This is a genomic window from Nocardioides sp. Bht2, assembly GCF_047308515.1.
GTDB lineage: Bacteria > Actinomycetota > Actinomycetes > Propionibacteriales > Nocardioidaceae > Nocardioides.
In genome coordinates this window covers 190,477-216,263 of record NZ_JBLBWI010000001.1, presented here as the reverse complement: position 1 = coordinate 216,263, position 25,787 = coordinate 190,477, and the positions used below count along the sequence as shown (strand labels likewise).

Sequence of the window (25,787 nt, the reverse complement as noted above, 5' to 3'; positions counted from 1 at the left end):
GGCGGGCCGGGCAGACTTGCCCCATGGGAAGAGACCGGCTCCGCGAACTCCTTGACGCGGCGCTAGGCGAGGCCGACGGATCGCTGCCGGCGATGGCCGGTCGGGCCAACTCCTCGCCGTTCCACTTCGCACGTCAGATCTCGCGTGGGGCCAGGGAGGCTCCCGTCGCGCTGCGCCGCCGAGTGATGTTGGAGCGTGCTCGATGGCGGTTGACCGAGGGGGCCTCGGTCACCGAGGTGGCCCTCGAGGCGGGCTATGAGTCGACCGACGGCTTCGCCCGGGCGTTCGCGCGGGCGTGGGGACACCCGCCATCCGCAACACCGAAGGCGGACGGGGCGGCTCGCTACGACGCGCAGTGGCTGTCGGCGCCGAACGGGATCCACTTCCACCCACCCTTCAACCTCTGGCTCAGCCAGCAGGACACGGAGCTGGTCGAGATGCCGGTCACGATGCACCTGATCCACCATGACCTCGACGACACCCGGACGCTGCTGCTCGCGTCCGCTGATCTCGACCCGGACCAGCTCGACGCTGTCGGACTGCCCGGGATGCGGGTGCTGGCCTTCAACGGCGCGGAGGAGTCGTTGCGTCGCGTGTTGGGCAATCTCGTGCACAGTAAGGAGATCTGGCTCGCCGCGTTACAGGGCCATGCCCACCCCGGGGATGCCGACGAGTCGCCGTCGGGCCTGTTACGTCGTCACGATCAGGTGGCGGCGGCGTGGTCCGCGCAGGTCCGCGAGATCGAGCGTCGGGGTGCCTGGAACGACCAGTTCGTGGACGCCCTCTGCGAGCCGCCGGAGAGCTTCGTGGTGAGCAGCGTGATGGCGCACGTGCTCACCCACTCCGCGCAGCGGCGTGGGTTGGTCCGGCACCTGCTGCGCCAGCACGGGGTGAGGATCGACGACGGGGACCCGATCAACTGGCTGCGCGAGGGCAGCCGCTATCAGGAGGAACGATGACCAGGACCAGCTACTTCGTGGCCAGCACGGTGGACGGCTTCATCGCGACGCCCGACGACGGGTTGGACTGGTTGGTGACCCGCGACCAGGGCGCTGACGCGGGTGGAACTTTGGGCTACGAGGCCTTCATCGCCCAGGTCGGTGCGATCGCGATGGGCGCCGCCACCTATGAGTGGCTGCTCCGCCACCACGGCGACGAGCCGTGGTTCTATAGCCAGCCCTGTTGGGTCTTCACCCACCGCGACCTGCCGCTGCGCGAGGGCGCCGACCTCCGGCTCACGCAGTCCCCGGTCGCCGAGGTCCACGCCGAGATGGCGGCAGCCGCTGGTGAGAAGAACATCTGGATCGTCGGCGGCGGGGAGTTGGTGGCCCAGTTCCATGACGCCGGTCTGCTCGACGAGGTGCTCATCTCGGTTGCCCCGTTGACGATCGGCGCAGGCAAGCCGTTACTGCCCCGGCACGTCGAACTCGCCGTGGTCGAGTCACGTGTCGCAGGGGAGTTCGTGGTGACCCGCTACCGCACGGTCCGTTGATCGAGCCAGCGCCGTTGATCGAGCCAGCGCCGTTGATCGAGCCAGCCCCGTTGATCGAGCTTGTCGAGATCACTTTGCGTGGTCTCGACAGGCTCGACCACCGGGTGTGGGTGGTCTCGACAGGCTCGACCACCGGGGGTGTGGGTGGTCTCGACAGGCTCGACCACCGGGTGTGCGAGGTCAGTCGCCGGTTCCTTCGAGAGCTTCGCGGTGCAGGGCGCTGATCCTTTCGTAGCCGGGACCGTTGGTACGCAGACCGGCGACCTCGTCATCGGTGAGTTCGCGGCGCACCTTGGCCGGGACCCCGGCGACCAGGCTGCGGGGCGGGATCACCATGCCCTGTGGGATCAGGGCGCCACCGGCGATCAGCGACTCGGCGCCGACATGGGCACCGTTCATCACCGTGGCGTTCATCCCGATCAGCGAATAGTCGTCGACCCGGGCGCCGTGCACGACTGCGGCGTGCCCCACGGTCACCCCTGCGCCGATCACGATGGGGAAGCCCCGGTCGACGTGGAAGACCGCGTTGTCCTGGACGTTCGAGCCATCGCCGATGGTGATCGAGTCGAACTCCGCGCGCAGTACCGCGCCGTAGAAGACCGAGCAGCGGGCCCCGATCGTCACGTCGCCGACCAACGTGGCGTTGGGGGCGACCCAGGCGGACTCGTCGACTGAGGGGGACAGATCACCCAGGGAAAGCTGCATGGCGACGTAGCCTACGAAGGGTGACTTGGACGCCGATCACCGACCTCGACCAACTCGTCTCCATCGTGGGCGAGCCGATCCCGCGGGTGCGGGACAAGGTCCGCAGTGCCCTGCACCCGTTGGACCAGGCCTGGTTGGCGGCGTCCCCGTTCTGCGTCCTGGCGACCTCCGACGCCGAGGGGCGGTGCGACGCCTCGCCGAAGGGTGACCCTGCCGGGCAGCTCGCTCACGCTTTGGACGCGCAGACCGTGGTGCTCGCCGAGCGGCCGGGCAACCGTCGCGTCGACGGCTACCGCAACATCTTGGAGAACCCCCAGGTCGGTCTGAACTTCTTCATCCCGGGTCGGGGCGACACGTTGCGGGTCAACGGCCGCGCGACACTGGTGGCGGACGCGCCGTTCTTCGACGACCTCGCCGTGCAGGGCAAACGGCCGATCCTGGCGTTGGTGGTCGAGGTCGAGGAGGTCTTCCACCACTGTGCGAAGGCCTTCCTCCGGTCCGGTCTCTGGGAGCCCGAGACGTGGGCCCCCGAAGCGGTGGTGCCGTCGCGGCCCGAGATCGCGCAGCTGCTGGACCGCAACGACCTGACGCTGGCCGAACTGCGGGAGTACTACGGGGACCAGTACCGCAATCACCTGTACTGACCGTCCGCCTCCTCTCAGGATGGGGTCGCGCGCGGCGAGTGCGTTGCGAACGAGTGAGAGAATGGCTCGGTGAGCTACCCCTTCGCTATCGGCCATGGCACGGAGAACGACTTCGTGCTGCTGCCCGACCACGACGGCTCGGTGCACGGCGACCTGCCTGCCGAGCGGGTCGCTGCGCTCTGCGAGCGCCGCGCCGGGCTGGGCGGCGATGGGGTGATCCGGGTGATCCGGACGGCGGCGCTCGGCTTCGACCATGACGCCGAATGGTTCATGGACTACCGCAACAGCGACGGCTCGATCGCCGAGATGTGCGGTAACGGGGTCCGCGTCTTCGGTCGTTACCTCGCCGACGAGGGCCTCGTCTCCACCACCGAACCGGTCCCGGTCGGCACCCGCGACGGTGTCAAGGTGATCACCTTCGAGGCGGACGGTGAGATCACCGTCGACATGGGCACTCCGCAGATCTTCGGTCAGAGCCTGGTCGCGGTCGACTCACAGAAGTGGCCGGCGCTCCACGTCGACATGGGCAACCCGCACGCGGTCGCCTTCGTCGAGGATCTCCTCGACGCCGGCAGCCTGCTGACCGAGCCCGACTACGACACCACCGTCTACCCGCACGGCGTCAACATCGAGTTCGTCGCCCGCCGCGGCCCGGGCCATGTCGCCTTCCGCGTCCACGAACGCGGCTCGGGGGAGACCCGCTCCTGCGGCACCGGGGCCTGCGCCGTCCTGGTCGCTGCCGCCCTGGACGACGGCGTCGTTGCGCCGCCGTCGGAGGCGGTCCGGTACGAGGTCGACGTGCCCGGCGGCCGGTTGCACCTCACCTGGTTGCCGAACGGTCATGTGCTGTTGGGCGGCCCTGCCGTGATCGTGGCGCACGGGACCACCGATCTCTGAGGTTTGAACCTGGCGCTCAGCGGAGAAGAACTCCTCGCGATCACGATTCTCCGAGGAGCCCCATGACTGAGCAGCCGCCGACTGGCGAAGAACCCACCCGGATCGGCAACGGCCCGCAGCAGCCTCCGGTCCCGCCGCCGGGACAGCCCGGTGGTTGGACCCCGCCGTCCGGCCCGCCGGCCCCGCAGTGGGGGCCGCCCGGCGCCCAGCCGCCCGGCCAGCCGCCGTACGGTCAGCCTGCCTACGGGCAGCAGCCTCCCTACGGACAGCCGCAGCAGCCGCAGCAGCCTGGTCAGTGGGGCCCGCCGCAGCAGCCGGCCAACCCGTACGAAGGCGGCTACGCCCAGCCCGGTGGCCCCGGTTACGGAGCGGGCCCGGGAGGCCCCGGCGGACCGAGCGGCCCGCAGGGCGGCTGGACGCCGATGTCGGGTGGCCCCGCACCGCGCAAGTCGAAGGTCGGCCTGATCGTCGCTGCCGCCGTTGCGGCGATCGTGCTGATCGGCGGCGGCGTCACCGCCGCGGTGGTGCTCACCGGTGACGACGACAAGGACAGCCAGGCCTCGGAGAAGAGTTCGCAGAGCGACGAGCCCACCGAGGGCACGGAGTCGACCGACCCCGAGACCGACAGCCCCGAGACCGACACCCCCGAGTCCCCGGACCCCGACGCCAGCGGTGAGACGTTCACCCCGACCAGCCTCTTCGACGTCTCCCAGGTCTGCCTGGGCAAGGCGATGGCTGGTGCCACGCCGTTCGACAAGGCGACGGCCAAAGCGTCCGGCTATGTCAACACCCCGGCCAACCCGGAGTACGGCCGGAACATCTCGATCGGCTACGACGAGCCGTGGGACGTCGAGTTCAAGGAGTTCGCCCAGATCAACCTGGTGGTCTGCGTGGACGGCACGCCCAGCACCCGCGTCCAGTCGCTGAAGTGCGAGGCCGAGGTCGACGGCAAGAAGACGAAGTACACCTACGCGCCCTACGACTACACGGTGGTTTTCCGGGAGGCCGCGACCGGCCAGGTCATCCACGAGGCGGGCATCCTGCCGGAGGCCGACGACGACTGCCCGATGTTCGCCTTCATCGTCGACGGCACCTATACCCCGTCGGCCGACTCCACCGCGATCACCGATCAGGTCAAGGCGTTCCTCGCCTCCTGAGCGCGGCACGGATCCAGCGCGCACCTCGCTCGACGAGCCCGGCCCATCCGGCCGGGCTCGTCGGCATTTCTGGTGAACCGTCGATGACCCGGCGAAGTGGCCCCCTTTATGCTGCGGGTCATGGACATCTCTGGAGCAAGTGCAATCGTCACGGGTGGTGCCTCGGGTATCGGCGCCGCTGCCGCCCGTCAGCTCGCTGCGAAGGGCGCCCGCGTTGTGGTCGCCGACCTGAACGCTGAGAAGGGCGAGGCCCTTGCCGCCGAGATCGGTGGCGTCTTCGTCAAGGTCGACGTCACCTCGACCGAGCAGATCCAGGCTGCGATCGACGCTGCCGTCGAGCTCGCGCCGCTGCGCGCGCTGGTCAACTCGGCCGGTATCGGCTGGGCCCAGCGGACCATCGGTCGCGACGGCCAGCCGGAGTCGGCCCACAGCCTCGACGCGTACCGCAAGGTCATCGAGATCAACCTGATCGGCACCTTCGACGCGCTGCGCCTCGCCGCCACCGCGATGAGCCGCAACGAGCCGCTGGAGTCCGGTGAGCGCGGTGCCGTCGTCAACATGGCCTCCGTTGCCGCGTTCGACGGTCAGATCGGTCAGGCCGCCTACTCGTCGTCCAAGGGTGGCGTCGTCGGCCTCACCCTGCCCGCCGCTCGCGACCTCTCGGCCGCCGGCATCCGCGTCAACACCGTCGCCCCGGGCCTGATCGACACCCCGATCTACGGCGAGGGCCCGGAGTCGGAGGCGTTCAAGGCGAAGCTGGGCGAGAGCGTCCTCTTCCCGCACCGTCTCGGTTCGCCGGACGAGCTGGCCTCGATGGTCGTCGAGCTGGTCACCAACTCCTACATGAACGCCGAGGTCGTCCGCGTCGACGGCGGCATCCGGATGCCACCCAAGTGAGCTGACGAGCCGTTCTCGAACGGGGCGGACCGAGCACTCGGTCCGCCCCGTTCCGTGTTCGGGGCCCTCCGCACCGAGCCGCGGACAACCCTCGGGGCGGATAACGGTTAGCCCTCCTCGCCGCCGCGACCTAGGCTGGAGGGCATATGACGAACCAATCTTCTGACTTCTCCCTCGCCGACGAACTCGCCCAGAGCTCGCAGTGGGAGTCTGACGACCTCGACGACGAGTTCGAATCGGGCTATGCCGACGAACTGATCTCGGCCGACGGCCCGGACCCCGAAGAGCTCACCACCGGCGACCAGGACCTCGTCGAGCGCCACCAGTTGCGCCGGGTGGCCGGGCTGCGGACCGAGCTCGAGGACATCACCGAGGTCGAGTACCGGCAGCTCCGCCTGGAGCGCGTCGTGCTCGTCGGCGTGTGGACCTCCGGCACCGTGCAGGACGCCGAGAACTCGATGGCCGAGCTCGCGTTGTTGGCCGAGACCGCCGGCTCCGAGGTGCTGGAGGCGATGTATCAGCGCCGTACCAAGCCGGACCCGGCCACCTACATCGGGCGCGGCAAGGTCGACGGCGTCCGCGAGATCGTCCAGGCCAGCGGCGCGGACACGGTGATCTTCGACGGTGAGCTCGCCCCGTCCCAGCTGCGCAACCTGGAAGACCAGATCAAGGTCAAGTGCGTGGACCGCACCGCGCTGATCCTGGATATCTTCGCCCAGCACGCCAAGTCCAAGGAGGGCCAGGCGCAGGTCGAGTTGGCCCAGCTGCAGTACATGCGTCAGCGGCTCCGTGGTTGGGGTGGAAACCTCTCCCGCCAGGCTGGTGGCCGGGTCGCCGGTGGTGACGGTATCGGTGGCCGTGGTCCCGGTGAGACGAAGATCGAGACCGACCGACGTCGGATCAAGACCAAGATCGCGAAGCTCCGCCGTGAGCTCGCCCAGATGAAGGGCACCCGCGAGACCAAGCGGAACGAGCGCCGTCGCAACGCGGTGCCCTCCATCGTGATCGCCGGATACACCAACGCCGGCAAGTCCTCGCTGCTCAACAAACTCACCGACGCCGGGGTACTGGTCGAGGACGCGCTGTTCGCCACCCTCGACCCGACCACCCGCCGCGCCACGACGCCCGACGGCCGGGTCTACACGATGAGCGACACGGTCGGCTTCGTGCGGCACCTGCCGCACCAGTTGGTCGAGGCGTTCCGCTCCACGCTGGAGGAGGTGGCGGACGCCGACCTGATCCTGCACGTGGTCGACGGCTCACACCCCGACCCGGAGGGCCAGATCACCGCGGTCCGCGGCGTCTTCGCCGACATCGAGGCCCATGCCGTCCCCGAGTTGATCGTGATCAACAAGGCGGACGCCGCCGACCCGATGGTGCTGGCGCGGCTCAAGAACCGCGAACCGCACTCGGTGGTGGTCAGCGCCAAGACCGGCGAGGGGATCGCTGAGGTGCTCGCGTTGATCGAGGCCGAGCTGCCGCGGCCCGCCGTCGAGTTCAACGCGCTGGTCCCGTACAGCCGCGGTGACCTACTCGACAAGCTGCACCGGGGTGGCGAGATCACCTCGTTGGAGCACACCGCAGACGGAACGCTGGTCAAGGGGCGTGCTGATGAGGCACTTGCTGGGGAGTTTGCGGCCTACGCCGTCTGAACGACAGGTGCCGGAGCGATGGCCCGAAGGTGGCCTCACGCCGACTCGTTGGGGCCTGAGTCACCCCAAATGCAACATCGCTTGGTCCCTTGGTAGATGATGCTTCTCATGTCACGTGGTGCTTTCGTACGCCTTCTGCTAGTCCTAGGACTCCTGGGAGGCTGCCTGTGGATCTCGCTGGAGAAGAAGCCGACCCTCGGAATTGACCTCCGAGGCGGTACCCAGCTGATGTACCAGGCGCAGGACCCCGCCAACCCCGACGCCAACGTGAAGGGGTCGGAGGTCGACCGCACCATCGAGGTGCTGCGTGGCCGTATCGACTCGATCGGTGTCTCCGAGCCGACCATCGCCCGGGTGGGTGAGGACCGGGTGCTGGTGGAGCTTCCCGACGTCCAGGACCCGACCCAGGCCAAGGCCGTGATCGGTAAGACCGCCCAGCTCAGCATGCACGCGGTGATCGGCGGCGTCGTCGACCCGTCCGCGAAGCCGGCCAAGGGCAACCAGATCCTCGCCGACGAGCAGGGCAACCGGCTGGAGCTCGGCCCGACCGCGGTCAAGGGCAACGAGATCAAGAGCGCCGATGCGGTGATGCCGCAGAACAGTGTCGGCTGGGAAGTCTCGATCAAGTTCGACGGCAAGGGCGACGACGCCTACACCAAGTTGACCGCCGAGGCCGCTTGTGCGCCGACCGGCGACCCGAAGCGTCGGGTCGCGATCGTGCTCGACGAGCAGATCATCTCCTCGCCCGAGGTCAACGCACAGTGCAACGTCGGTATCTCCGGCGGCACCAACATCACCGGCAACTTCTCCGAGCAGGAGGCGAAGGACCTCGCCATCCTGATCGAGGGCGGTGCCCTGCCGCTCGCCCTGGGCTCGGTCGACGACAACGGCAAGTTCGTCAACGGTGTGCCGATGTCGGACTCCGTGATCGGCCCCACCCTGGGTGACGCCGCGATCAAGGCTTCCGCCGAGGCAGCGATCATCGGTGTGATCCTGACCGGCCTCTTCATCATCATCATCTACCGCCTGGTCGGTGCCCTCGCCGCGATCGCGCTGACCTCCTACGCGCTGCTCTCCTACGCGATGCTGGTCGGGATCGGAACCACGCTGACCCTGCCAGGTCTTGCCGGTTTCGTGCTCGCGATCGGTCTCGCGATCGATGCCAACGTCCTTGTCTTCGAACGAGCCAGAGAGGAGTACGCGGCGAATCCGAAGGCGGGTCTGCGCCGCGCGCTCCAGATCGGCTTCAACAAGGCGTGGACCGCGATCATCGACTCCAACGTCACCACCCTGTTGGCGGCGCTGCTGCTCTTCCTGCTCGCCAGCGGCCCGGTCAAGGGCTTCGGTGTCACCCTCTCCATCGGTGTGATCGCCTCGATGATCTCCGCGCTGGTGATCGCCCGCGTGCTGACCGAGATCGGCGTCGGCACCAAGGCGATCGCTCGACGTCCGGCGATCAGCGGTCTCGCCAACGTGGGTCGGACCCGCGTCTGGCTGATGCGCAAGAACCCGCAGATCGTGGTCAAGAAGAAGATCTGGCTCGGTATCGCCGGTGCCCTGGTTGTGGTCGCCCTGGCCGGTGTCTTCGGCAAGGGGCTCAACCTGGGCCTCGAGTTCACCGGTGGACGCACGCTGGTCTACAGCACCGACAACAAGATCACCGCTGACCAGGCCCGCGAACTCGTCGACGGGATCGGCATCTCCGAGGCTGTCGTCCAAGAGGTCAAGGGCAGCGACGGCTCCGAGCGGATCTCCGTGCGTGCCGGCCAGATCAGCGACGCGGAGGCCGCCGAGATCGAGGCTGCTCTCGACGACAAGGTCGGCGTCAAGGAGCGAATCTCCGACGACCGGATCGAAGCCAGCCTGGGTAAGGAGTTGAAGGAGAAGGCGCTGCTCGCCCTCTTCATCGCGCTCGCCGCCCAGATGCTCTACCTGGCGATCCGTTTCCACTGGACCTTCGCTCTCGCCGCGGTCCTCTCGATGGCGCACGACGTGCTCCTGGTGACCGGTATCTTCGCCTTCCTCGACAAGCCGATCGACGGCGTCTATCTGGCTGCGGCGCTGACCATCATCGGTATCTCCGTCAACGACACCGTGGTCGTCTTCGACCGGATCCGAGAACGTTGGCAGGGCACCAAGACCGGCACCTTCGACGAGGTCTCCAACACCGCGATCCTCGAGACGATGCCGCGCACGATCAACACCGGTCTGGGTGCCATGTTCATTCTGGCCGCGCTGGTCTTCATGTCGGGCGACTCGCTCACCGACTTCGCGCTGGCGATGCTGCTGGGTCTGATCATCGGTACCGCGTCCACGGTCTTCGTGGCTACCCCGCTGGCCAGCTACCTGCAGAAGTTCCAGGCCTTCCCTCGTGAGAAGAAGGAGAAGAAGGTCCGCGATCCCGAGGACTCGGGGGCCGTCGTCTAAGCGAGGGCACGTCTCCCCGACGGGGATGCGTACTGCGCGGCATCCGTCGGGGAGGCATGCCCATACGCCGGACCCCGCGGATAAGGTGCTCTGGTGCCTGACCCCGTGAAGACTCAAAGCGCCACCGCCTCGCTCCTTGCCGAGGCGGTGGCTGCGCTTGGGGGCCAAGAACGACTCGGCCAGGTCGAGATGGCCCAGGCCGTCTCTGACGCCTTCGACGCCGAGCAGCATCTGCTGGTCCAAGCCGGCACCGGTACCGGTAAGTCGCTCGGCTACCTGGTGCCATCGCTGCTCCACCCCGAGCGGGTGGTGATCGCGACCGCGACGCTGGCGCTGCAGCACCAACTGGTCGAGCGGGACATCCCGCGCCTGATCAACGCCGTCAAGCACCACCAGCAGCTCGACACGTCGTTCGCCGTGCTCAAGGGGCGCTCCAACTACGCCTGCCTGCACCGGGTTCGTGAGGGCGCTCCGGACGAGCAGGGTGCCCTGATCGAGGTCCCCACCGGCTCGATGGGGGCCGAGGTGGTCAAGCTCCGCGAGTGGGTCGAGGAGGAGGCCGAGTCCGGCGGCACCGGTGAACGCGACAACGCGCCGCGGCACACCGAGCGGGTATGGCGACAGGTCTCGGTCAGCGCGCGTGAATGCTTGGGCCGGACCCGCTGCGCCTACGGCGAGGAGTGCTTCGCCGAGCAGGCCCGGGACAAGGCCGCCAAGTCGAAGCTCGTGGTCACCAACCACTCGCTGCTCGCGATCGACGCCATCGAAGGTGTGCCGATGATTCCGGAGTACGACGCGGTGGTGATCGATGAGGCCCACGAGGTGACCCAGCGGATCACCCAGGCGGCGACCGACGAGATCAGCGTCGGCGACGTCGAGCGGGCGGCCCGGCGCGCGCAACGTCAGGTCGACGCGGCGGAGGCGGACTCGCTCGACGACGCTGCCGGCGTCCTGCATGAGGCGCTGGAGGCAGCCCCGGTGGGCCGGATCGATGTGATGCCGGAGCAGCTGCACGACGCGATCAGCCAGGTGCGCGACGCAGCCCGTCAGGTGCTCAGCTCGATCCCCAAGGAGAAGGACGGGGAGGTCGACGCGGCCCGCAACCAGGCCAAGGCGATGGTCCAGGACGTCTTCGACGTCGCCGAGCGGATGGCGAACAACTCCGACGCCGACGTGCTGTGGCGCAACGACCGCGAACCGAGCCGGGGCGGACCGCAGCTCTGTGTCGCGCCGCTCCAGGTGTGGAGCCAGATGCGGAACAAGCTGCTCACCGAGAAGACCGTGGTCTTCGCCTCGGCCACCTTGATGCTCGGCGGCAACTTCGAAGCGGTCGCCAGCTCGGTCGGCCTGATCGGTGCTGAGCGGGCCGAGGACACCTCAGTCGCCCGAGCCGGGGACCGGCTGCCGTGGCGCGGCATCGACGTGGGCTCGCCGTTCGACTACCCCAAGCAGGGCATCCTCTACGTCGCCAAGCACCTGCCGACGCCGGGCCGCGACGGTCTGGGCAAGGCGCAGCTCGACGAGATCGTGGAGTTGATCGACGCCGCCGACGGACGGGCACTCGGGCTCTTCTCCAGCCGTCGGGCCGCCGACGCCGCCGCCGAGGCGGTCCGCGAGCGGCTTCCGCACCTGACCACTCTGGCCCAGGGCGATGCCCAGCTGCCGGAGCTGACCCGTCAGTTCATCGACGATCCGCACACCGTGCTCTTCGGAACCTTGAGCCTGTGGCAGGGTCTCGACGTCCCGGGCGACACCTGTCAGCTGGTGATGATCGACCGGATCCCGTTCCCGCGGCCCGACGACCCGCTGATGTCGGCGCGCCAGCGGGCTGCGGACCAGGCGGGTGGCAACGGCTTCATGCAGGTCTCGGCCACCCACGCCGCGCTGCTGATGGCCCAAGGTGCGGGTCGCCTGATCCGGACCACCAGCGATAAAGGCGTCGTCGCGGTGCTCGATCCACGGCTGGCCACCGCCCGGTACGGAAGCTTCCTGCGCTCCAGTCTGCCGCCGATGTGGCCCACCGACGACCCGAAGCTGGTGCGCGCCGCGTTGAAGCGGCTGGCCGCCGGGTAGTGCCTGCGGGCGCGTGCGGCGTGGACTCTCTGGGCGCGGCTGACACAATGCCGTTGTGAACGAGGATCAGTTGGCCCCGGCCTCACCCGCCCCCGCAGCGCCCGCGACCAGTGCCGGCGAGGAACGCCGCGCCCGCCAGCGTGCGCAGCAGGAGTTCCGGCAACGCACTCAGGCGCGTGAGCAGACGATCGGGCGGGGGACCGCCTGGTTGGCGCGTTGGAGCCTGCGTCTGGTGCTGATCGTGCTCGGCCTGATCGTGCTCGGTCTGGTGATCCGGTACACCTGGAGCATCGTGCTCCCGGTGACCCTGGCGATGATCTTCACGACGGTGCTCCAGCCCCCGGCCTACTTCCTGGAACGCCACCTCAAGCTGCCGTCGGCGCTGGCTGCGGCCACCGTCATGCTCGGCTCGTTCTCGGTGATCGGTCTGCTGATCTACGTGATGGCGCCGTCGGTCGCCGACCAGTCCACGCAGCTCGCGGACGACGCCGTCAAGGGGATCAACCGGCTGAGCGACTGGCTCGCCGAGTCCGACCTCGGGGTCTCGGCCAACCAACTCGACGAGATGCTCACCTCGGCCGAGGAGAAGATCAAGGACAGCGCGGGCACCATCGCCTCGGGTGTCCTGGTCGGCGTCAACATGGCGACCAACATCGTGCTCAACCTGGTGCTAGCCCTGGTCCTGACCTTCCTCTTCATCAAGGACGGCCGCCGGTTCCTGCCCTGGATCAAGAACAACTCGGGCCCCACCGCCGGTCCGCACCTCTACGAGGTTGGCAATCGGATCTGGGCAACGCTGGGTGGCTTCATCCGGACCCAGGCTCTGGTCTCAGCGATCGACGCGGTCTTCATCTACATCGGTCTGATCGCGGTCGGCGTCCCATTGGCCTTCCCGCTCGCGGTGATCACCTTCTTCGCCGGCTTCATCCCGATCATCGGTGCGGTCAGTGCCGGTGCCCTGGCGGTCCTGATCGCCCTGGTCTCGGTCGGTCCGCTGAAGGCGCTGATCGTGTTGGCCGTGATCCTCGCGGTCCAGCAGTTGGAGGGCAACGTCCTCTCGCCGCTGCTCCAGTCGCGGTCGATGAACCTGCACGCTGCTGTGGTGCTGCTCTCGGTCACCCTGGGCAGTTCGCTCTTCGGCATCATCGGCGCCTTCCTGGCGGTGCCGGTGACCGCGATCGTCGCGGTGATACTGCGGTACCTCAATGAGCAGGTCGCGCTCAACTCCACCGACCCGGATCCGGTCGAGGAGGACCTTCAGGAGGGCGACGAGCTGGTCAATCCGCCTGACGAGATCCCCGAGGAAGCGCACTACCCGGAGGACTGAACCCAGCTCGGTGGCCGTGACGACGGCGCCGAGCCGTCAGCCCTTCACGCAGCGCCCGGTGGCGCGCACCGCGTAGGCGCCGAGGCTGCCGTAGTCGCTGTAGCCGGTGGTGAGCGGATCGCGGGCACCGACGCCGTCGACGGTGACGTACCAGGTTGCCTTGCCGCGGATGCCGTAGGTACCGCTGATCGAGGCGCTGAGCCCGGTAGCGGCGCCGCTGGACGGCGAACCGGGGTTCTTTGTGGTGGTCTTCGTCCTGCCGGCTCGGCGCAGCGACAGGGCCGCATCGAGGTTGGGGCCATTCGCCGCCGGGGTGACGCTGACCCGGAGCTTCGCGCGACACGTGGTGACGATCTTGAAGACGTCCCGATCCGCGCGCGTGGAGATCACCCCTGACGACGCCACCTTCCGGCGCAACCGCTCCACACCGCGGACGCCGTTGGGGTGATCGTCGCGCACCAGCGGCGCGCCGTTGCTGGTGATCAGCGCGATGTCGTCCTGATTACGGCTCGGGTTGTTGTACTCGCTGGCGCTCCATTGGGTCAGGTGGTTGAGCGACGAACCCATCAGCGGCGCCCAGATCCCATGGCCGGCGTAGTACTCCACCGCGCCGAAACCGAGCAGACCGCCGGCAGTGCCCTGGTGTTCAAGGCCCAACGTGTGACCGGCCTCGTGAGAGACCACGTCGGCGACCTGGCGAGGTGAGTTGTTCACCTCGGGGGAGAAGGCCCAGATGATCCGGGCGTGGTTGGCATCGGTACGGGGGAAGACCCCCAGCAACGCGACACCGGCACACCCGGGTCCGCCGCAGGTAGCGTTCCGAGCGGCCACGCTGCTGGTCACCACGGCGTGCACGCCGTAGCGCTGATCGGCGTTGCTCGTCCGGCTCAGGTCGCTGGCGGGCGGCCGGACGGTGGTCACATTGATGTTGAACGGGGCGTAGTCCTCAGCGACCCGCGCCCAGGCCTCACGGATCGCCTTCTGTTCACCCGCGGAGAAGCCGGGGGAGCCATCGGTGTCGTACCCGGCATAGGTGCCGCAGGGCAGCCCGTTGTCGTTCCACTCCGTGTTGCAGACCTCCTCGCCGTCGAAATCGAGGTAGAGGGTGCGCGGCGAGGATGGGCGCGAGCTCAGCGCGACCGCGGACCGCTTCGCTGCCGCCCGGGCCTGGGTGGTCGCCCAGCTGGCGTCGCTGGTCCTCCGAGTCACCTCACCGGAGGCTGTGGCGTTGCTCGACTCGAAGTCGGCGAAGGCGACTCGCCCGTTCTCGTGCAACCGCACCGTCGGGTCGTCGACGAGAAGGTCGCGGAGCTCGGAGACACTGGTGTCGGCGAGACGTGCCGCTTGGCGCAGCTCGTCGGCCTGGACGAGTTGCCCGCGGGCCGTCCGCAGTGGCTCGACGCGGTCGCCCGCGGCTGGGGCGCCCGGAGACAGGGCGCCCACTGTCGCCAGTGCGAGCAGCGCACCGCCCGCAGCGAGCCGTGCCCGTGGCCCGCGGCCGCGACGTTGTTGCAGGGGAGCGGTCGGCAAGCGTGAAGGCTGCATGCCCTGACAACGACAGATGCCCCACGGGGTTCCGTGAGGCATCGAGTCGCGAAGGAAGAACGTCAGAGGCGGCGCAGCACCGCGGTGACGATGCCGAGGATGCTGGCGTGGGTGCCGTCGATCGGGTCGTAGGCCTGGTTGTGCGGCATCAGCCACACCTCGCCGTCCTTCTTCTTCAACGTCTTCACCGTGGCCTCGCCGTCGATCAGTGCTGCCACGATCTCACCGTTGTTGGCGGTCGGCTGCTGACGGATCACCACGTAGTCGCCGTCGCAGATCGCGGCGTCGATCATCGAGTCGCCGGAGACCTCCAGGAGGAAGAGGGTGCCTTCGCCGACCAACGTCTTGGGAAGCGGGAAGATCTCTTCGACCCGCTCCTCGGCAAGGATCGGGCCACCGGCGGCGATCCGGCCCACGACAGGGACGTAGGCCGCAGCCGGAGCGGCGTCGCCGATCCCCGTCTCATCGATGATGCTCTCCTCGGCGGCACCGAGGACGGAGGCGGCTGCGGCGTTGCCGGGCTCGAAGACCTGGAGCGCCCGGGGCCGCTTCGGGTCGCGCTTGATGAACCCCTTGTTCTCCAGGACCTTGAGCTGGTGGGCCACCGAGGACGAGCTGGTCAGGCCGACCGTCTCGCCGATCTCCCGCATGCTCGGCGGGTAACCGAGCTTGTCGAGGGAGGCGCGGATCGTCTCCAGGATCCGCTGCTGGCGGGGTGTCAGTCCGGTGGCGTCCGGCGGCCCATCGGGCAGCTCGCTGACCTTGCGGGCGTCGTGGCGAGGAGTCATCAGTGGGTACTTGCCTTCCGCTTGGTCGTCCGTGCCCGAGTCCTTGGCACTGGCTTACTACTCTGCCTTAGAGGCGCCGGTACTCTCAAACAAATGTTCGAACTCGGCGTGTCGACCGGGGCTGGCTACTGGACCGGGATGTGCAGGGTCTGGCCGGCCTGCAGGGCCGAGGAGTCGAGCGCGTTGAGCTGCTTGATCGTCTGCACCATCTCGCGGACCTCGCCGTCGTCGGCGATCTCGGCCGCGATCGCCCAGAGGGTCTGGCCGTGGTCGACGCGGATCATCTCCGTTTGGGTGGGGGTGCCGCCCGCGGAGTTGGTCGCGACCGAGCTGGTGCCGAGTACGAGCGCTGCGGCCATCACCATCAAGCAGGCGGCAACGAAGACCACGATCCGTCCGCGCCGGGTGAGGCGAAGAGTGGGTCGCGAAGCAGCGATGCGGGGACCGGCGACGGTGATGGTGCTCATGGGAGACCTCCGGGGGGAAGTAGGTCGGTTGCTGTGTCAGACCGACCCTTTCGCCCACCTCCGACAGAATCCCTTCGTCGGAGCCAGTCGATCAGTTGTTCGATCGAACACAGGTACGAAGTTAGAGCATGTGTTCGAACGATGCAAGCATTTCGGGGAACAAATGTTCGAACGCCTCCGGGGTGGTCCCGGAGGCGTTCGAACGATGCGGTGCTGCTGCGGCGTCAGCGGACGGTGAAGCTCCGCGACCAGCGCTCGGTGCACTCCAGCTTGGCGGCACCCTTCGGCGAGTAGACCGGCGGGAGGTAGACCGTCAGCCTGCCGGTCTTCCCGCGCGGCAGGACGAAGCTGCCGTTCTTCTTCGTAGTGGTCTTGGAGACCTTCTTGTTGCCGCGGTAGACGACCACCGGCACCTTGCTCTGGCAGGCCGTCTTCGAGGTCGCGGCGACGACCTTGCCGACGAACGCCTTCTTGGACTTGTTGTACTTCGCCTTCAGGGTGCGCTTGACCTCAGGACAGCCGGAGAAGGTGTTCGCCTTGACGGTGGGGCACTTGTCGCCCGAGACGAGGCCGTCGCCGTCGCGGTCGGCGTCGCACGCGTCGCCGATCCCGTCCTTGTCCTGGTCGGCCTGGTTGGCGTTGGCGCGGGTCGGGCAGTTGTCCTTGTTGTTGAGGACGCCGTCGCCGTCCATGTCCGGGTCGCAAGCATCTCCGAGGCCGTCCCGGTCGAGGTTCGACTGGCTGGTGTTGGCCACCGTCGGGCAGTTGTCCCGAGTGTCCGCGACGCCATCCTTGTCGTAGTCGCAGTCGTAGGTCACGACCGCGGACCAGGAGTGCATCTGGCCGTTCTCGCTCCGGCCGACCTGGCGCGGGGTGGTCAGGGTCCAGGCCCCGTCGGCCGTCCTGCCCTCGAAGCGTGACAGGTTCTGCTTGGGCGCGTACGAGCCAGGCCCGCTGCGCTTGTTGATCGACGTGCTGGAGGCGTCGTCGAAGGTGATGCCGAGCAGCGGCTCATTGGTCTCGGACCAGTCGCCGAGCCAGTCGTTCTTCAGGACGGCGGTCGCGCCCTCATGGCTGATCTTGATCTCGTAGGCCCGCGACTCGCCCTTGTCTACGGTCATCGAGACCTTGGCCAGCGCCTTGAGCACCTTAGGCGCTACAGCGCCGGTGCTGACGTTGGCGGTGAAGGTGCTGCCAGCGGTGACGGCGCCGGTCGTCCCGGTGGCGTTCACCGTGCAGACCACGGGCGTCACCGCGGCTTCCGCCGCCGTCGTCGTGGAGACAGTGGTGAGCGCGGTCAAGCCGGCCGCAGAGACCGCGAGTGCGAGACCTGAGCGAATGGCTACGCCAAGGCGCGACGTCATATGGGTTCCCCTCCCAGAGTGCTTCAGGCCGCCTCCCCTCGGGGCCTTTCGACCCCGGCAGTCTAGGCCGGATGGAGGGGTCGGGTAGGACCTTTGGAGGAAAAGGCAGGACCTCTCCTCGAAGGGTCAACGAGCCGATCCGGGTGAGGTGACGGCGGCCCGCGTTCACCTCACGCCGAGTGGCACCCGGATCACGCCCGCCGCCACGCCGCCCACAGTTCGGCGTAGCGTCCTTCGTGGGCGATCAGCTCGGCATGGGTACCGGCCTCGACGACGGCGCCGTCGTGCATCACCAGGACCCGGTCCGCGGTCGCCGACTGGGTGAGTCGATGCGCGACGACCAGCGCACCGCGCCCCTCGGTGATCGCCAGCGCCGCCAGTTCCAGGTCGCGGGCACCGGCGGAACCGGCTTCAGCGGTCGCCTCGTCGAGGACGACGAACCAGGGGTCCGCGAGCCAGACCCGGGCCAACGCCAACTGCTGCGCTTGAGCGGGGGTCAGCGGGTGGCCGCCGTCGCCGACCACGGTCTCGAACCCCTCGGGCAGTGCGGTGACCCAGCCGTCGGCCCCGACCAGGGTGACGGCTTCCTGCAGTCGGGCCGGGCTCGCAGCGGGGTCGCCGAGGGTGAGCGCGTCTCGGATCGTTCCGGAGAAGATGTGGACGTCCTGGCTGACCAGGGCGACCCGGCTGCGGAGGGCGGGGCCGTTCAGGTTGCGGTACGGCTCCCCGGCCAGGGACACCTCACCGACGCTCGGCGTCAGTACCCCGCCTGCGATCGCGCCCAGGGTGGTCTTCCCCGCTCCGGTCGCACCGACCACGGCGACCCGTTCACCGGGGGCGATCTCCAGGTTGAGCGGGGCCAGCGCGGTGCGGCCGGCCAGGTAGGAGTGAGCGACGTCGTCCAGGCGCAGCGAACCGGGGTCAGCCGGGGCTGCCGCGGCCTGCGGCGGCTTCGCCACCTGAGTGACGCCGACCAGGCGCGAGAGGGAGGCCCCGGTCGACTGCAACTCGTCGAAGAGGTAGAGCAGGGCGCCGATCGGATTGAACAGCCGGTGGAAGAAGAGTGCGGCCGCAGTGACCGCGCCCACCGTGACGGCGTCCTCGCGGACCAGCCAGAAACCGACCCCGAGAACCGCGAGCAGACCGATCAGCTCGGAGCGGTTGCTGCGTGCGCCGAACCGGGTGAGCATCGCGAAGACGCCCAACGAGATCGACATCGCCGCGTCGGACCGCCGTTCGATCGCCTCGAGTCGCGGCGCCTGGTGGCCGAGAGCACGGAGGGTCCCGGCGCCACGGATGCCGCTGACCAGTGCCTCCGCCCGCTCGCCCTGGGCGATCCGCTCGGCGCGGTACATCGGACCGGAGCGGGGGAGGTACCAGCGCAGGCCGAGCAGATAGGACGGCGCGGCGAGCAGGCCGGCCAGGCCGAGCCGCCAGTCGAGGGCGAGCAGCCCGCCCACGGTGAAGGTGACCAGGATCAGCGAGTTGATCAGGACCGGGATCGCTTCGGAGAGCGAGGCGGCCACGGTCCGGGCGTCGTCGCCGACCCGGGAGAGGACGTCGCCCGCTCCGGCCGCCTCGATGCGGCCGGCGTCCAGGTGTAGCGCTCGATCCAGCACCTCCTCGCGCAGTTCGGCCAGTGCAGGTTCGCCGACCCGGGCGAGCAGCGCGACCGAGAGGACGGTGAAGAGTGCACCGACGACCGCAGCGACGGCGATCGCGGTGACCGGGACGGTGAGGGAAGCGCCTGGTTCGTCGATCGCATCGACGATCCGCCCGAGCATGAAGGGTGGCACCAGGGCGCAGAGTCCGACCACCACGAAGGAGGCGGCTGCGCCGATCAGCGTGATCCGGTGTCGGCGCAGCAGACGCCAGGCATAGCGGGCGGTGTCGCGGCCGGAGGCTACCGGCAACAGTTGGCGGGTACTCATCGCAGCACCAACTCCTGATAGTCGGGATGGTCGCCCAGGTCGTGGTGGGTGCCGCTGGCCACCACCCGGCCGTCGCGGATCAGGACGACCCGGTCGGCAGCCGCGAGCAGGGCCGGCGAGCTGGTGATCAGCCAGGTGGTCAACCCGCGCGGCTGGTCGTGGCGGAGAGCGCGAACGCCGGCGGCGATCCGGTGCTCGGTGACGGCGTCGACGGCGGTGGTCGGGTCGTGCAGGACGAGCCAGGGTGCGGCGCTCGCCAACGCCCGGGCGAGGGCCAACCGTTGTCGCTGGCCGCCCGAGAGCGCGGTCCCGTCCGGGGTGACGGCGGCGTCCAGACCGGCAGGGTCAGCGGCGACCACGTCGTCTGCGGCCGAAGCGTCGAGGAGCGCGGCCAGTGCGACGTCGTCGAGTAGGCCGGTGGGGTCGACGTTGCTCCGCAAGGTGCCCTCGAAGAGGTCGACGTGGTGCGGGATGACGGCCAGATGCTGGCGTCGGCTCTCCAGTGTCAAAGCGTCGAGTGCGACGCCGTCGAGCCGTACCGTCGCCGAGCCTTCGGCCAACGCGGCGAGCAGGTCGGCGGCGGTCGCCGGGTCGTCGACCGCGATGCCCAGGATCTCGCCGGGCGCCGAGGTGAATCGCAGCGCATCGGACTCGACGCTGACCGGCTTGGCCCGGCCCGGGTCGGAGAGCTGGTGGGTGCCGCTGCTGACCAGTGCCGGGCTGGCCAGGTAGTCGGCGATCCGGCGCGCGGAGCCGTGGGCCCGGGCGAACTGGGCGCTGAGGTCGCCGAGCCCGCGGATCGGCTCGGCGATGAACTGGGTGAGCCCGACGACCATCACCAGTTCGCCGATCGAGATCTCCCCGGCCAGTGCGGCCCGCCCGGCGAGGAGCGCGACGATGGCCAGGAAGAGGCCACTGAGCAGGTCGGTCACCCCCGTCATCGCCGCGTAGGACTCCGCGCTCCTGATGCCGGCGCGTTGTGCGTCGCGACTGACGGCGCGGTAGCGCTGGGCGGCGGTGTCCTCGGCGCCGATGCCCTTGAGTACCCGCAGGCCACGGACAAGATCGCTGGCGATGCCGGTGGCCCGGGCGGCGGCTGCCTGCTGCGCTCCGGCGCGACGCGCGATGAGAGGGGAGAGGCCCTGGATCAACACGAGCACCAGGGGAACGCCCCCGATCACCACCAACCCGAGCACCACGTCGATGCGGAGCAGGAGCCAGCCGCTGACGATCAACGAGGCAGCTGAGGAGAGGGTGAAGATCAACGAGCGCAGCGCGAAGCCGACGCTCTCGGCGTCCGAGGTGGCCAGGGAGAGCGTCTCGCCGGGGAGGAGCCGGGTGCGGACGCCGCGGGGTGCCAGTGCGTGGCCGGCGATCTCCAGGCGGAGGAGGTGCGTTTCGCGTTGGACGGCGCTGAATCCGAGGCGCGATCCGAAGCGGTAGGCGTAGGAGAGCACGCTGAACAACACGATCAGCGCGACTCCCCAACGCAGCAGGGCGTCTACGTCACCGGTGGCCACGGCGCGGTCGATGGTGAGGCCGATCAGCACCGGGACCAGCGTCTCGCAGAGGTGCCACACGATGATCAGCGCCATGCCGGCGCCGAGGCTCCGCCGGTGGCGGCCCAGCGCGCGCAGCAGCAGGCCCCGCGCGGTCAGGTTCGTGGGATCAGCCATGGTCGGGCACCAGCACAGGTCGCTCCTCGAAGGGGTCGGTGAAGACGTCGGGCACGGAGTCTCGGCCGGACCGCGCAAGAAGAGGTTAGCCTCACCTAACTGTTCTTGGCGCGCGGGTTCGCCACCGGGGATGGGGTCAGCCCTGATGTCGGGCGACCTGGTCCGTCGACCCTGAGGTCAGCGGGCGACCCGCTTTCCCTGGTAACGCGCGGGCGTACGCGGAGTGCCGGCCGGCTGCTGGTCGGGGCGTTGGGCCGGGATGGTGGCGGTCGGCGCCGGGTCGTCCTGGGTGGGATCGGCCTGGGTCGGGATGGTGGCGGTCGGCGCCGGATCCTCGAGCTCCGCGGCGTCGCGGTAGCTGGGCGGCGTCTCGCGCGGCTCTGCCGAACCGAAGCCGGGCAGGGGTGGGTCGACCGGTTCGGGGCGAGCCAGGGGAGCCAGGATGCCGACCAGTCGGAGCACCTTCGCACCCAGGATCAGGCCGGCGAAGAGGCAGGCCGCGGCGCCCACGCAGGCCAGTGCGAGGAAGCCCCAGGCGCGGCCGTCGCCCTCGCGGGCGGTGGCGCCGAAATCGATGGCGGCATAGACCAGGTAGCCCCAGGCCACGACCGACACGGTGACGCCCAAACAGTGCAGGACGGCGGTACGCGACGGCAGCGAGCGTTGCTTGCGTCCGCGTCGCGATCCGGTCCGCTTCCCTGCTGTTGCCACCCGGTCATTGTGTCAGGCCCCTGGTCGTGGCGGGCCGGAACAGGCAGGGGAGGTGGCCCAGATCGCACTGGCTGTGGCGGCCGACGGCGGTACCACCGTCTGGATGTCGGATTCGTCTCGTTTCGCGGGATCACCAGCTCTGGAGGCGACCGCAAATCTTGCGCCGACACGCCGCCTGGACGGGGTTCTGTCGGGGGTCGGTGCCACCCTGACCTGCGGTTTCTTTATGTCATCGGAGCCCCTCAAGTAAAGCTGGCGAGGGGACTTGCAACGCGTTGTGGCAGCACGTACGGTTACCACTACATCTAGTAGTTACACGGTTGTGCTTTTCCACATGTAGCGGCGTTTGCTCCACAGATAGAGACGCTGGATTCACAAGGAAAGCCGAGTTATCCACAGGCGCAGGAAGGGTTGTCGTGCACTGTCCGTACTGTCGCAGCACCGACACCCGCGTCCTTGACTCCCGAGTGGCGGACGACGGTGGCGCCATCCGGCGTCGTCGGACCTGCCCCTCGTGCGAGAAGCGGTTCACCACAGTGGAACAGATGCAGTTGACCGTGCTCAAGAGGTCCGGAGCGACCGAGCCGTTCAACCGAGAGAAGGCTGTGTCCGGCGTCCGCAAGGCTTGTAAGGGGCGCCCCGTGAGCGAGGACCAACTGGCCTGCCTGGGGCAGACCGTTGAGGATGTCCTCCGTTCAGAAGGATGGGCAGAGGTGCCGGCGAACGAGGTCGGCCTCGCCATCTTGGGACCACTGCGCGAGCTCGACGAGGTGGCCTACCTCCGATTCGCCAGTGTGTACCGCGCATTCGAATCGGCAGAGGACTTCGAGTCCGAGATCGCCATGCTCCGCATGGAGCGCGTCAGTTCCGCATCGGGCTGACGCCACAGATTCACCCGGCACGTAGTGGGGAAGCTGCGTGCCGGGTGGCACCACGTAGAAGGTGACGCACCGCTGCCGCGTAGGGAGCGGTGCGAGACCGAGCACCACCAGCACGGATCGCGCAGTAGAGATCAAGCAGCACGAAGCGGTACAGGGTGAAAAGAAATAAAGGGCGAAAGACCTACCGGCCGAAGGGGATTGGACCAAAGATGACCGAGACCGTGAACAACGGACAGAAGACCGCTGGATTGACCATCGAGCGGGTGTTCAGCACTGAGGGAGTGCACCCCTACGACGAGCTCAACTGGGAGCGTCGCGACGTCGTCCAGACCAACTGGAAGACCGGCGAGACCGTCTTCGAGCAGCGCGGTGTGGAGTACCCCGATTTCTGGTCGGTCAACGCCTCCACCATCGTCACCACCAAGTACTTCCGCGGCGCCGTCGGCACCGACGCCCGTGAGTGGAGCCTCAAGCAGCTCATCGACCGCGTCGTGAAGACCTACACCGACGCCGGCCAGGAGCACGGCTACTTCGCCTCCGCCGCTGACGCCGAGCTCTTCGAGCACGAGCTCACCTGGCTGCTGGTCCACCAGTACTTCTCGTTCAACTCCCCGGTCTGGTTCAACGTCGGTACCTCGTCCCCGCAGCAGGTCTCGGCCTGCTTCATCCTGTCGGTCGACGACTCGATGGACTCGATCCTCAACTGGTACAAGGAAGAGGGCTTCATCTTCAAGGGCGGCTCCGGTGCCGGCCTGAACCTCTCCCGGATCCGTTCGTCGAAGGAGCTGCTGACCTCCGGCGGCACCGCCTCGGGCCCGGTCTCCTTCATGCGCGGTGCCGACGCCTCCGCAGGAACCATCAAGTCCGGCGGCGCCACCCGTCGTGCCGCGAAGATGGTCGTCCTCGACGTCGACCACCCGGACATCGTCGAGTTCGTCGAGACCAAGGCCCGCGAAGAGGACAAGATCCGCGCGCTGCGCGACGCCGGCTTCGACATGGACCTCGGCGGCAAGGACATCACCTCGGTCCAGTACCAGAACGCCAACAACTCGGTGCGGGTCACCGACGAGTTCATGCGTGCGGTCGAGGACGGCACCGAGTTCGGCCTGCGTGCCCGTGGCACCGGCGAGGTGATCGAGACGGTCGACGCTCGTGACCTCTTCAAGAAGATCTCCAAGGCCGCCTGGGAGTGCGCCGACCCGGGTCTGCAGTACGACGACACCATCAACGACTGGCACACCAACCCGGAGACCGGCCGGATCACCGCATCCAACCCGTGCTCGGAGTACATGTCGCTGGACAACTCCTCGTGCAACCTGGCGTCGCTGAACCTGCTCAAGTTCCTCAAGGACGACGACACCTTCGACGCGAAGCTCTTCGCGCAGGCCGTCGAGCTGATCATCACCGCGATGGACATCTCGATCTGCTTCGCCGACTTCCCGACCGAGTCGATCGGCAAGACCACCGTCGACTACCGCCAGCTGGGTATCGGCTACGCCAACCTCGGCGCCCTGCTGATGGCGATGGGTCTGGGCTACGACTCCGAGGGTGGCCGCTCGATGGCCGCCACGATCACCTCGCTGATGACCGGTACCTCCTACCGTCGCTCGGCCGAGCTGGCCGGTGTCGTCGGTGCCTACAACGGCTACGCCCGCAACGCTGAGGCCCACAAGCGCGTCATGCGTAAGCACCAGGCCGCGAACGACGCCGTCCGCACCCTGCACGTCTCGGACGCCCAGGTGCACAAGCTGGCCACCGCCGAGTGGGCGAAGGTCCAGGAGATCGGTGCCGACAACGGCTTCCGTAACGCTCAGGCCTCGGTGCTCGCGCCGACCGGCACCATCGGCTTCATGATGGACTGCGACACCACCGGCATCGAGCCGGACTTCTCGCTGGTCAAGTTCAAGAAGCTGGTCGGCGGCGGCTCGATGCAGATCGTCAACCAGACGATCCCGCGGGCGCTGGTGAAGCTGGGTTACCAGCCTGAGCAGGTCGAGGCGATCGTCGCCTACATCTCCGAGCACGGTCACGTGGTCGACGCTCCGGGGCTGCGCACCGAGCACTACGAGATCTTCGACACCGCGATGGGTGAGCGCGCCCTGAAGCCGATGGGCCACGTCCGGATGATGGCTGCCACCCAGCCGTTCCTCTCCGGTGCGATCAGCAAGACGGTCAACCTGCCCGAGACCGCCACGGTCGAGGAGATCGAGGACATCTACCTGCAGTCGTGGAAGCTGGGCCTCAAGGCCACCGCTGTCTACCGCGACAACTGCAAGGTCGGTCAGCCGCTCTCCGACGGCAAGGCCAAGAAGGCCGACACCACCGTCGAGGAGACCGCCGAGGCCGACGCCCCGGCGAAGATCGTCGAGAAGATCGTCTACCGCCCGACCCGTAAGCGCCTGCCGAAGAGCCGGATCTCGCGGACCACCTCCTTCACGGTGGGTGGCGCCGAGGGTTACATGACCTCCGGTGCGCACGACGACGGCGAGCTCGGTGAGGTCTTCCTCAAGCTCGGCAAGCAGGGCTCGACCCTGGCCGGCGTGATGGACGCCTTCTCGATCGCGGTCTCGATCGGCCTGCAGTACGGCGTGCCGCTGGAGACCTACGTCTCGAAGTTCACCAACCTGCGCTTCGAGCCGGCCGGTCTGACCGACGACCCGGACGTGCGGATGGCGCAGTCGATCATGGACTACATCTTCCGTCGCCTCGCCCTGGACTACCTGTCCTTCGAGGAGCGGTCGATGCTCGGCATCTACTCCGCCGAGGAGCGTCAGCGTCACCTCGAGACCGGCTCGTACGAGCTGACCGAGGCCAGCGAGCTGGAGTCGCTCAAGTCCGAGCCCGAGGCCGAGGCCGCCCCGGTTGCCCAGGCCGAGGCAGTGATCGAGGCGACGGTGGTCGAGACCCAGACCGCGCACACCACCGCCGAGCTCCTGGAGAAGATCACCGGCACCGCCGTCGACTCGCCGCTCTGCTTCACCTGCGGCACCAAGATGCGCCCCGCCGGCTCCTGCTACGTCTGCGAAGGCTGCGGCAGCACCTCCGGCTGCAGCTGATCTGAGCCACGAACGGCCCGCCCTCACCTGAGGGCGGGCCGTTCTGCTGTTGCTTCAACGACTAAGTGGCGTCTGGCTCCCACCATCAGGGAGCCAG

20 protein-coding genes are annotated in these 25,787 nt (G+C 68.4%); 12 read left to right on the top strand and 8 right to left on the bottom strand.

The genetic code is table 11. From position 1 onward, the window contains the following. Positions 1-23 precede the first annotated feature (23 nt). Both ACLM5J_RS01070 and ACLM5J_RS01065 read left to right on the top strand, forming a co-directional pair. A complete protein-coding gene (locus tag ACLM5J_RS01070) occupies positions 24-959 on the top strand; it encodes a helix-turn-helix domain-containing protein (RefSeq protein ID WP_413654152.1) in 936 nt (311 codons plus the stop codon). Next, positions 956-1,492 (top strand): dihydrofolate reductase family protein, encoded by a 537-nt coding sequence (locus ACLM5J_RS01065; RefSeq protein WP_413654151.1) that lies wholly within the window; start codon positions 956-958, stop codon positions 1,490-1,492. Before ACLM5J_RS01070 ends, ACLM5J_RS01065 begins: the two co-directional genes overlap by 4 nt. A gap of 180 nt (positions 1,493-1,672) precedes the next feature. Here the strand turns inward: ACLM5J_RS01065 and ACLM5J_RS01060 are convergent, their stop codons facing one another. Beyond that, on the bottom strand, positions 1,673-2,197 hold the full coding sequence (locus tag ACLM5J_RS01060) for a gamma carbonic anhydrase family protein (protein WP_413654150.1): 525 nt from the start codon (positions 2,195-2,197) through the stop codon (positions 1,673-1,675). Between the two features lie 20 nt (positions 2,198-2,217). On the opposite strand from ACLM5J_RS01060, the gene ACLM5J_RS01055 reads away from it, so the two are divergent. The 8 genes from ACLM5J_RS01055 to ACLM5J_RS01020 all read left to right on the top strand — a co-directional run bounded on the left by ACLM5J_RS01055 (position 2,218) and on the right by ACLM5J_RS01020 (position 13,271). After that, positions 2,218-2,841 (top strand): pyridoxamine 5'-phosphate oxidase family protein, encoded by a 624-nt coding sequence (locus ACLM5J_RS01055; protein WP_413654149.1) that lies wholly within the window; start codon positions 2,218-2,220, stop codon positions 2,839-2,841. 69 nt (positions 2,842-2,910) lie between these two features. After that, positions 2,911-3,738: a diaminopimelate epimerase gene (dapF, locus tag ACLM5J_RS01050; protein WP_413654148.1), complete on the top strand. Its 828-nt coding sequence runs from the start codon at positions 2,911-2,913 to the stop codon at positions 3,736-3,738. A 62-nt stretch (positions 3,739-3,800) separates the two neighbouring features. Beyond that, on the top strand, positions 3,801-4,895 hold the full coding sequence (locus ACLM5J_RS01045) for a hypothetical protein (RefSeq protein ID WP_413654147.1): 1,095 nt from the start codon (positions 3,801-3,803) through the stop codon (positions 4,893-4,895). A gap of 120 nt (positions 4,896-5,015) precedes the next feature. After that, complete coding sequence (locus tag ACLM5J_RS01040) at positions 5,016-5,792, top strand: SDR family NAD(P)-dependent oxidoreductase (RefSeq protein WP_413654146.1); 777 nt, start codon at positions 5,016-5,018, stop codon at positions 5,790-5,792. Between the two features lie 146 nt (positions 5,793-5,938). Next, positions 5,939-7,444, top strand: coding sequence for a GTPase HflX (gene hflX / locus ACLM5J_RS01035; RefSeq protein ID WP_413654145.1), 1,506 nt, complete (start codon positions 5,939-5,941; stop codon positions 7,442-7,444). Positions 7,445-7,540: 96 nt separating this feature from the next. Next, a complete protein-coding gene (gene secD, locus ACLM5J_RS01030; RefSeq protein WP_413654144.1) occupies positions 7,541-9,871 on the top strand; it encodes a protein translocase subunit SecD in 2,331 nt (776 codons plus the stop codon). A 90-nt stretch (positions 9,872-9,961) separates the two neighbouring features. Then, positions 9,962-11,944 carry an ATP-dependent DNA helicase gene (locus ACLM5J_RS01025; protein WP_413654996.1) on the top strand — a complete coding sequence of 661 codons (1,983 nt, stop codon included), beginning with the start codon at positions 9,962-9,964 and terminating at the stop codon, positions 11,942-11,944. Positions 11,945-11,999: 55 nt separating this feature from the next. Then, the gene (locus tag ACLM5J_RS01020; RefSeq protein WP_413654143.1) at positions 12,000-13,271 is read left to right on the top strand and encodes an AI-2E family transporter; all 1,272 of its coding nucleotides are present in this window, start codon (positions 12,000-12,002) and stop codon (positions 13,269-13,271) included. A gap of 36 nt (positions 13,272-13,307) precedes the next feature. Here ACLM5J_RS01020 and ACLM5J_RS01015 read toward each other — a convergent pair whose 3' ends face one another. From ACLM5J_RS01015 to ACLM5J_RS00985, 7 genes are all read right to left on the bottom strand, one after another. Next, positions 13,308-14,801: a hypothetical protein gene (locus tag ACLM5J_RS01015; RefSeq protein ID WP_413654142.1), complete on the bottom strand. Its 1,494-nt coding sequence runs from the start codon at positions 14,799-14,801 to the stop codon at positions 13,308-13,310. 77 nt (positions 14,802-14,878) lie between these two features. After that, the gene (gene lexA / locus ACLM5J_RS01010; protein WP_413654141.1) at positions 14,879-15,604 is read right to left on the bottom strand and encodes a transcriptional repressor LexA; all 726 of its coding nucleotides are present in this window, start codon (positions 15,602-15,604) and stop codon (positions 14,879-14,881) included. Positions 15,605-15,729: 125 nt separating this feature from the next. After that, on the bottom strand, positions 15,730-16,071 hold the full coding sequence (locus ACLM5J_RS01005) for a LysM peptidoglycan-binding domain-containing protein (protein WP_413654140.1): 342 nt from the start codon (positions 16,069-16,071) through the stop codon (positions 15,730-15,732). Between the two features lie 224 nt (positions 16,072-16,295). Then, positions 16,296-17,435: a thrombospondin type 3 repeat-containing protein gene (locus ACLM5J_RS01000; protein WP_413654139.1), complete on the bottom strand. Its 1,140-nt coding sequence runs from the start codon at positions 17,433-17,435 to the stop codon at positions 16,296-16,298. 191 nt (positions 17,436-17,626) lie between these two features. Further along, on the bottom strand, positions 17,627-19,366 hold the full coding sequence (locus ACLM5J_RS00995) for an ABC transporter ATP-binding protein (protein ID WP_413654138.1): 1,740 nt from the start codon (positions 19,364-19,366) through the stop codon (positions 17,627-17,629). Continuing rightward, on the bottom strand, positions 19,363-21,042 hold the full coding sequence (locus ACLM5J_RS00990) for an ABC transporter transmembrane domain-containing protein (protein WP_413654137.1): 1,680 nt from the start codon (positions 21,040-21,042) through the stop codon (positions 19,363-19,365). Before ACLM5J_RS00990 ends, ACLM5J_RS00995 begins: the two co-directional genes overlap by 4 nt. Positions 21,043-21,219: 177 nt before the next feature. Next, positions 21,220-21,753: a hypothetical protein gene (locus ACLM5J_RS00985; RefSeq protein WP_413654136.1), complete on the bottom strand. Its 534-nt coding sequence runs from the start codon at positions 21,751-21,753 to the stop codon at positions 21,220-21,222. A 416-nt stretch (positions 21,754-22,169) separates the two neighbouring features. On the opposite strand from ACLM5J_RS00985, the gene nrdR reads away from it, so the two are divergent. Both nrdR and ACLM5J_RS00975 read left to right on the top strand, forming a co-directional pair. Next, positions 22,170-22,634, top strand: coding sequence for a transcriptional regulator NrdR (gene nrdR, locus ACLM5J_RS00980; protein ID WP_413654135.1), 465 nt, complete (start codon positions 22,170-22,172; stop codon positions 22,632-22,634). A 209-nt stretch (positions 22,635-22,843) separates the two neighbouring features. Further along, the gene (locus tag ACLM5J_RS00975) at positions 22,844-25,690 is read left to right on the top strand and encodes a vitamin B12-dependent ribonucleotide reductase (RefSeq protein WP_413654134.1); all 2,847 of its coding nucleotides are present in this window, start codon (positions 22,844-22,846) and stop codon (positions 25,688-25,690) included. The last annotated feature ends 97 nt before the right edge of the window (positions 25,691-25,787 follow it).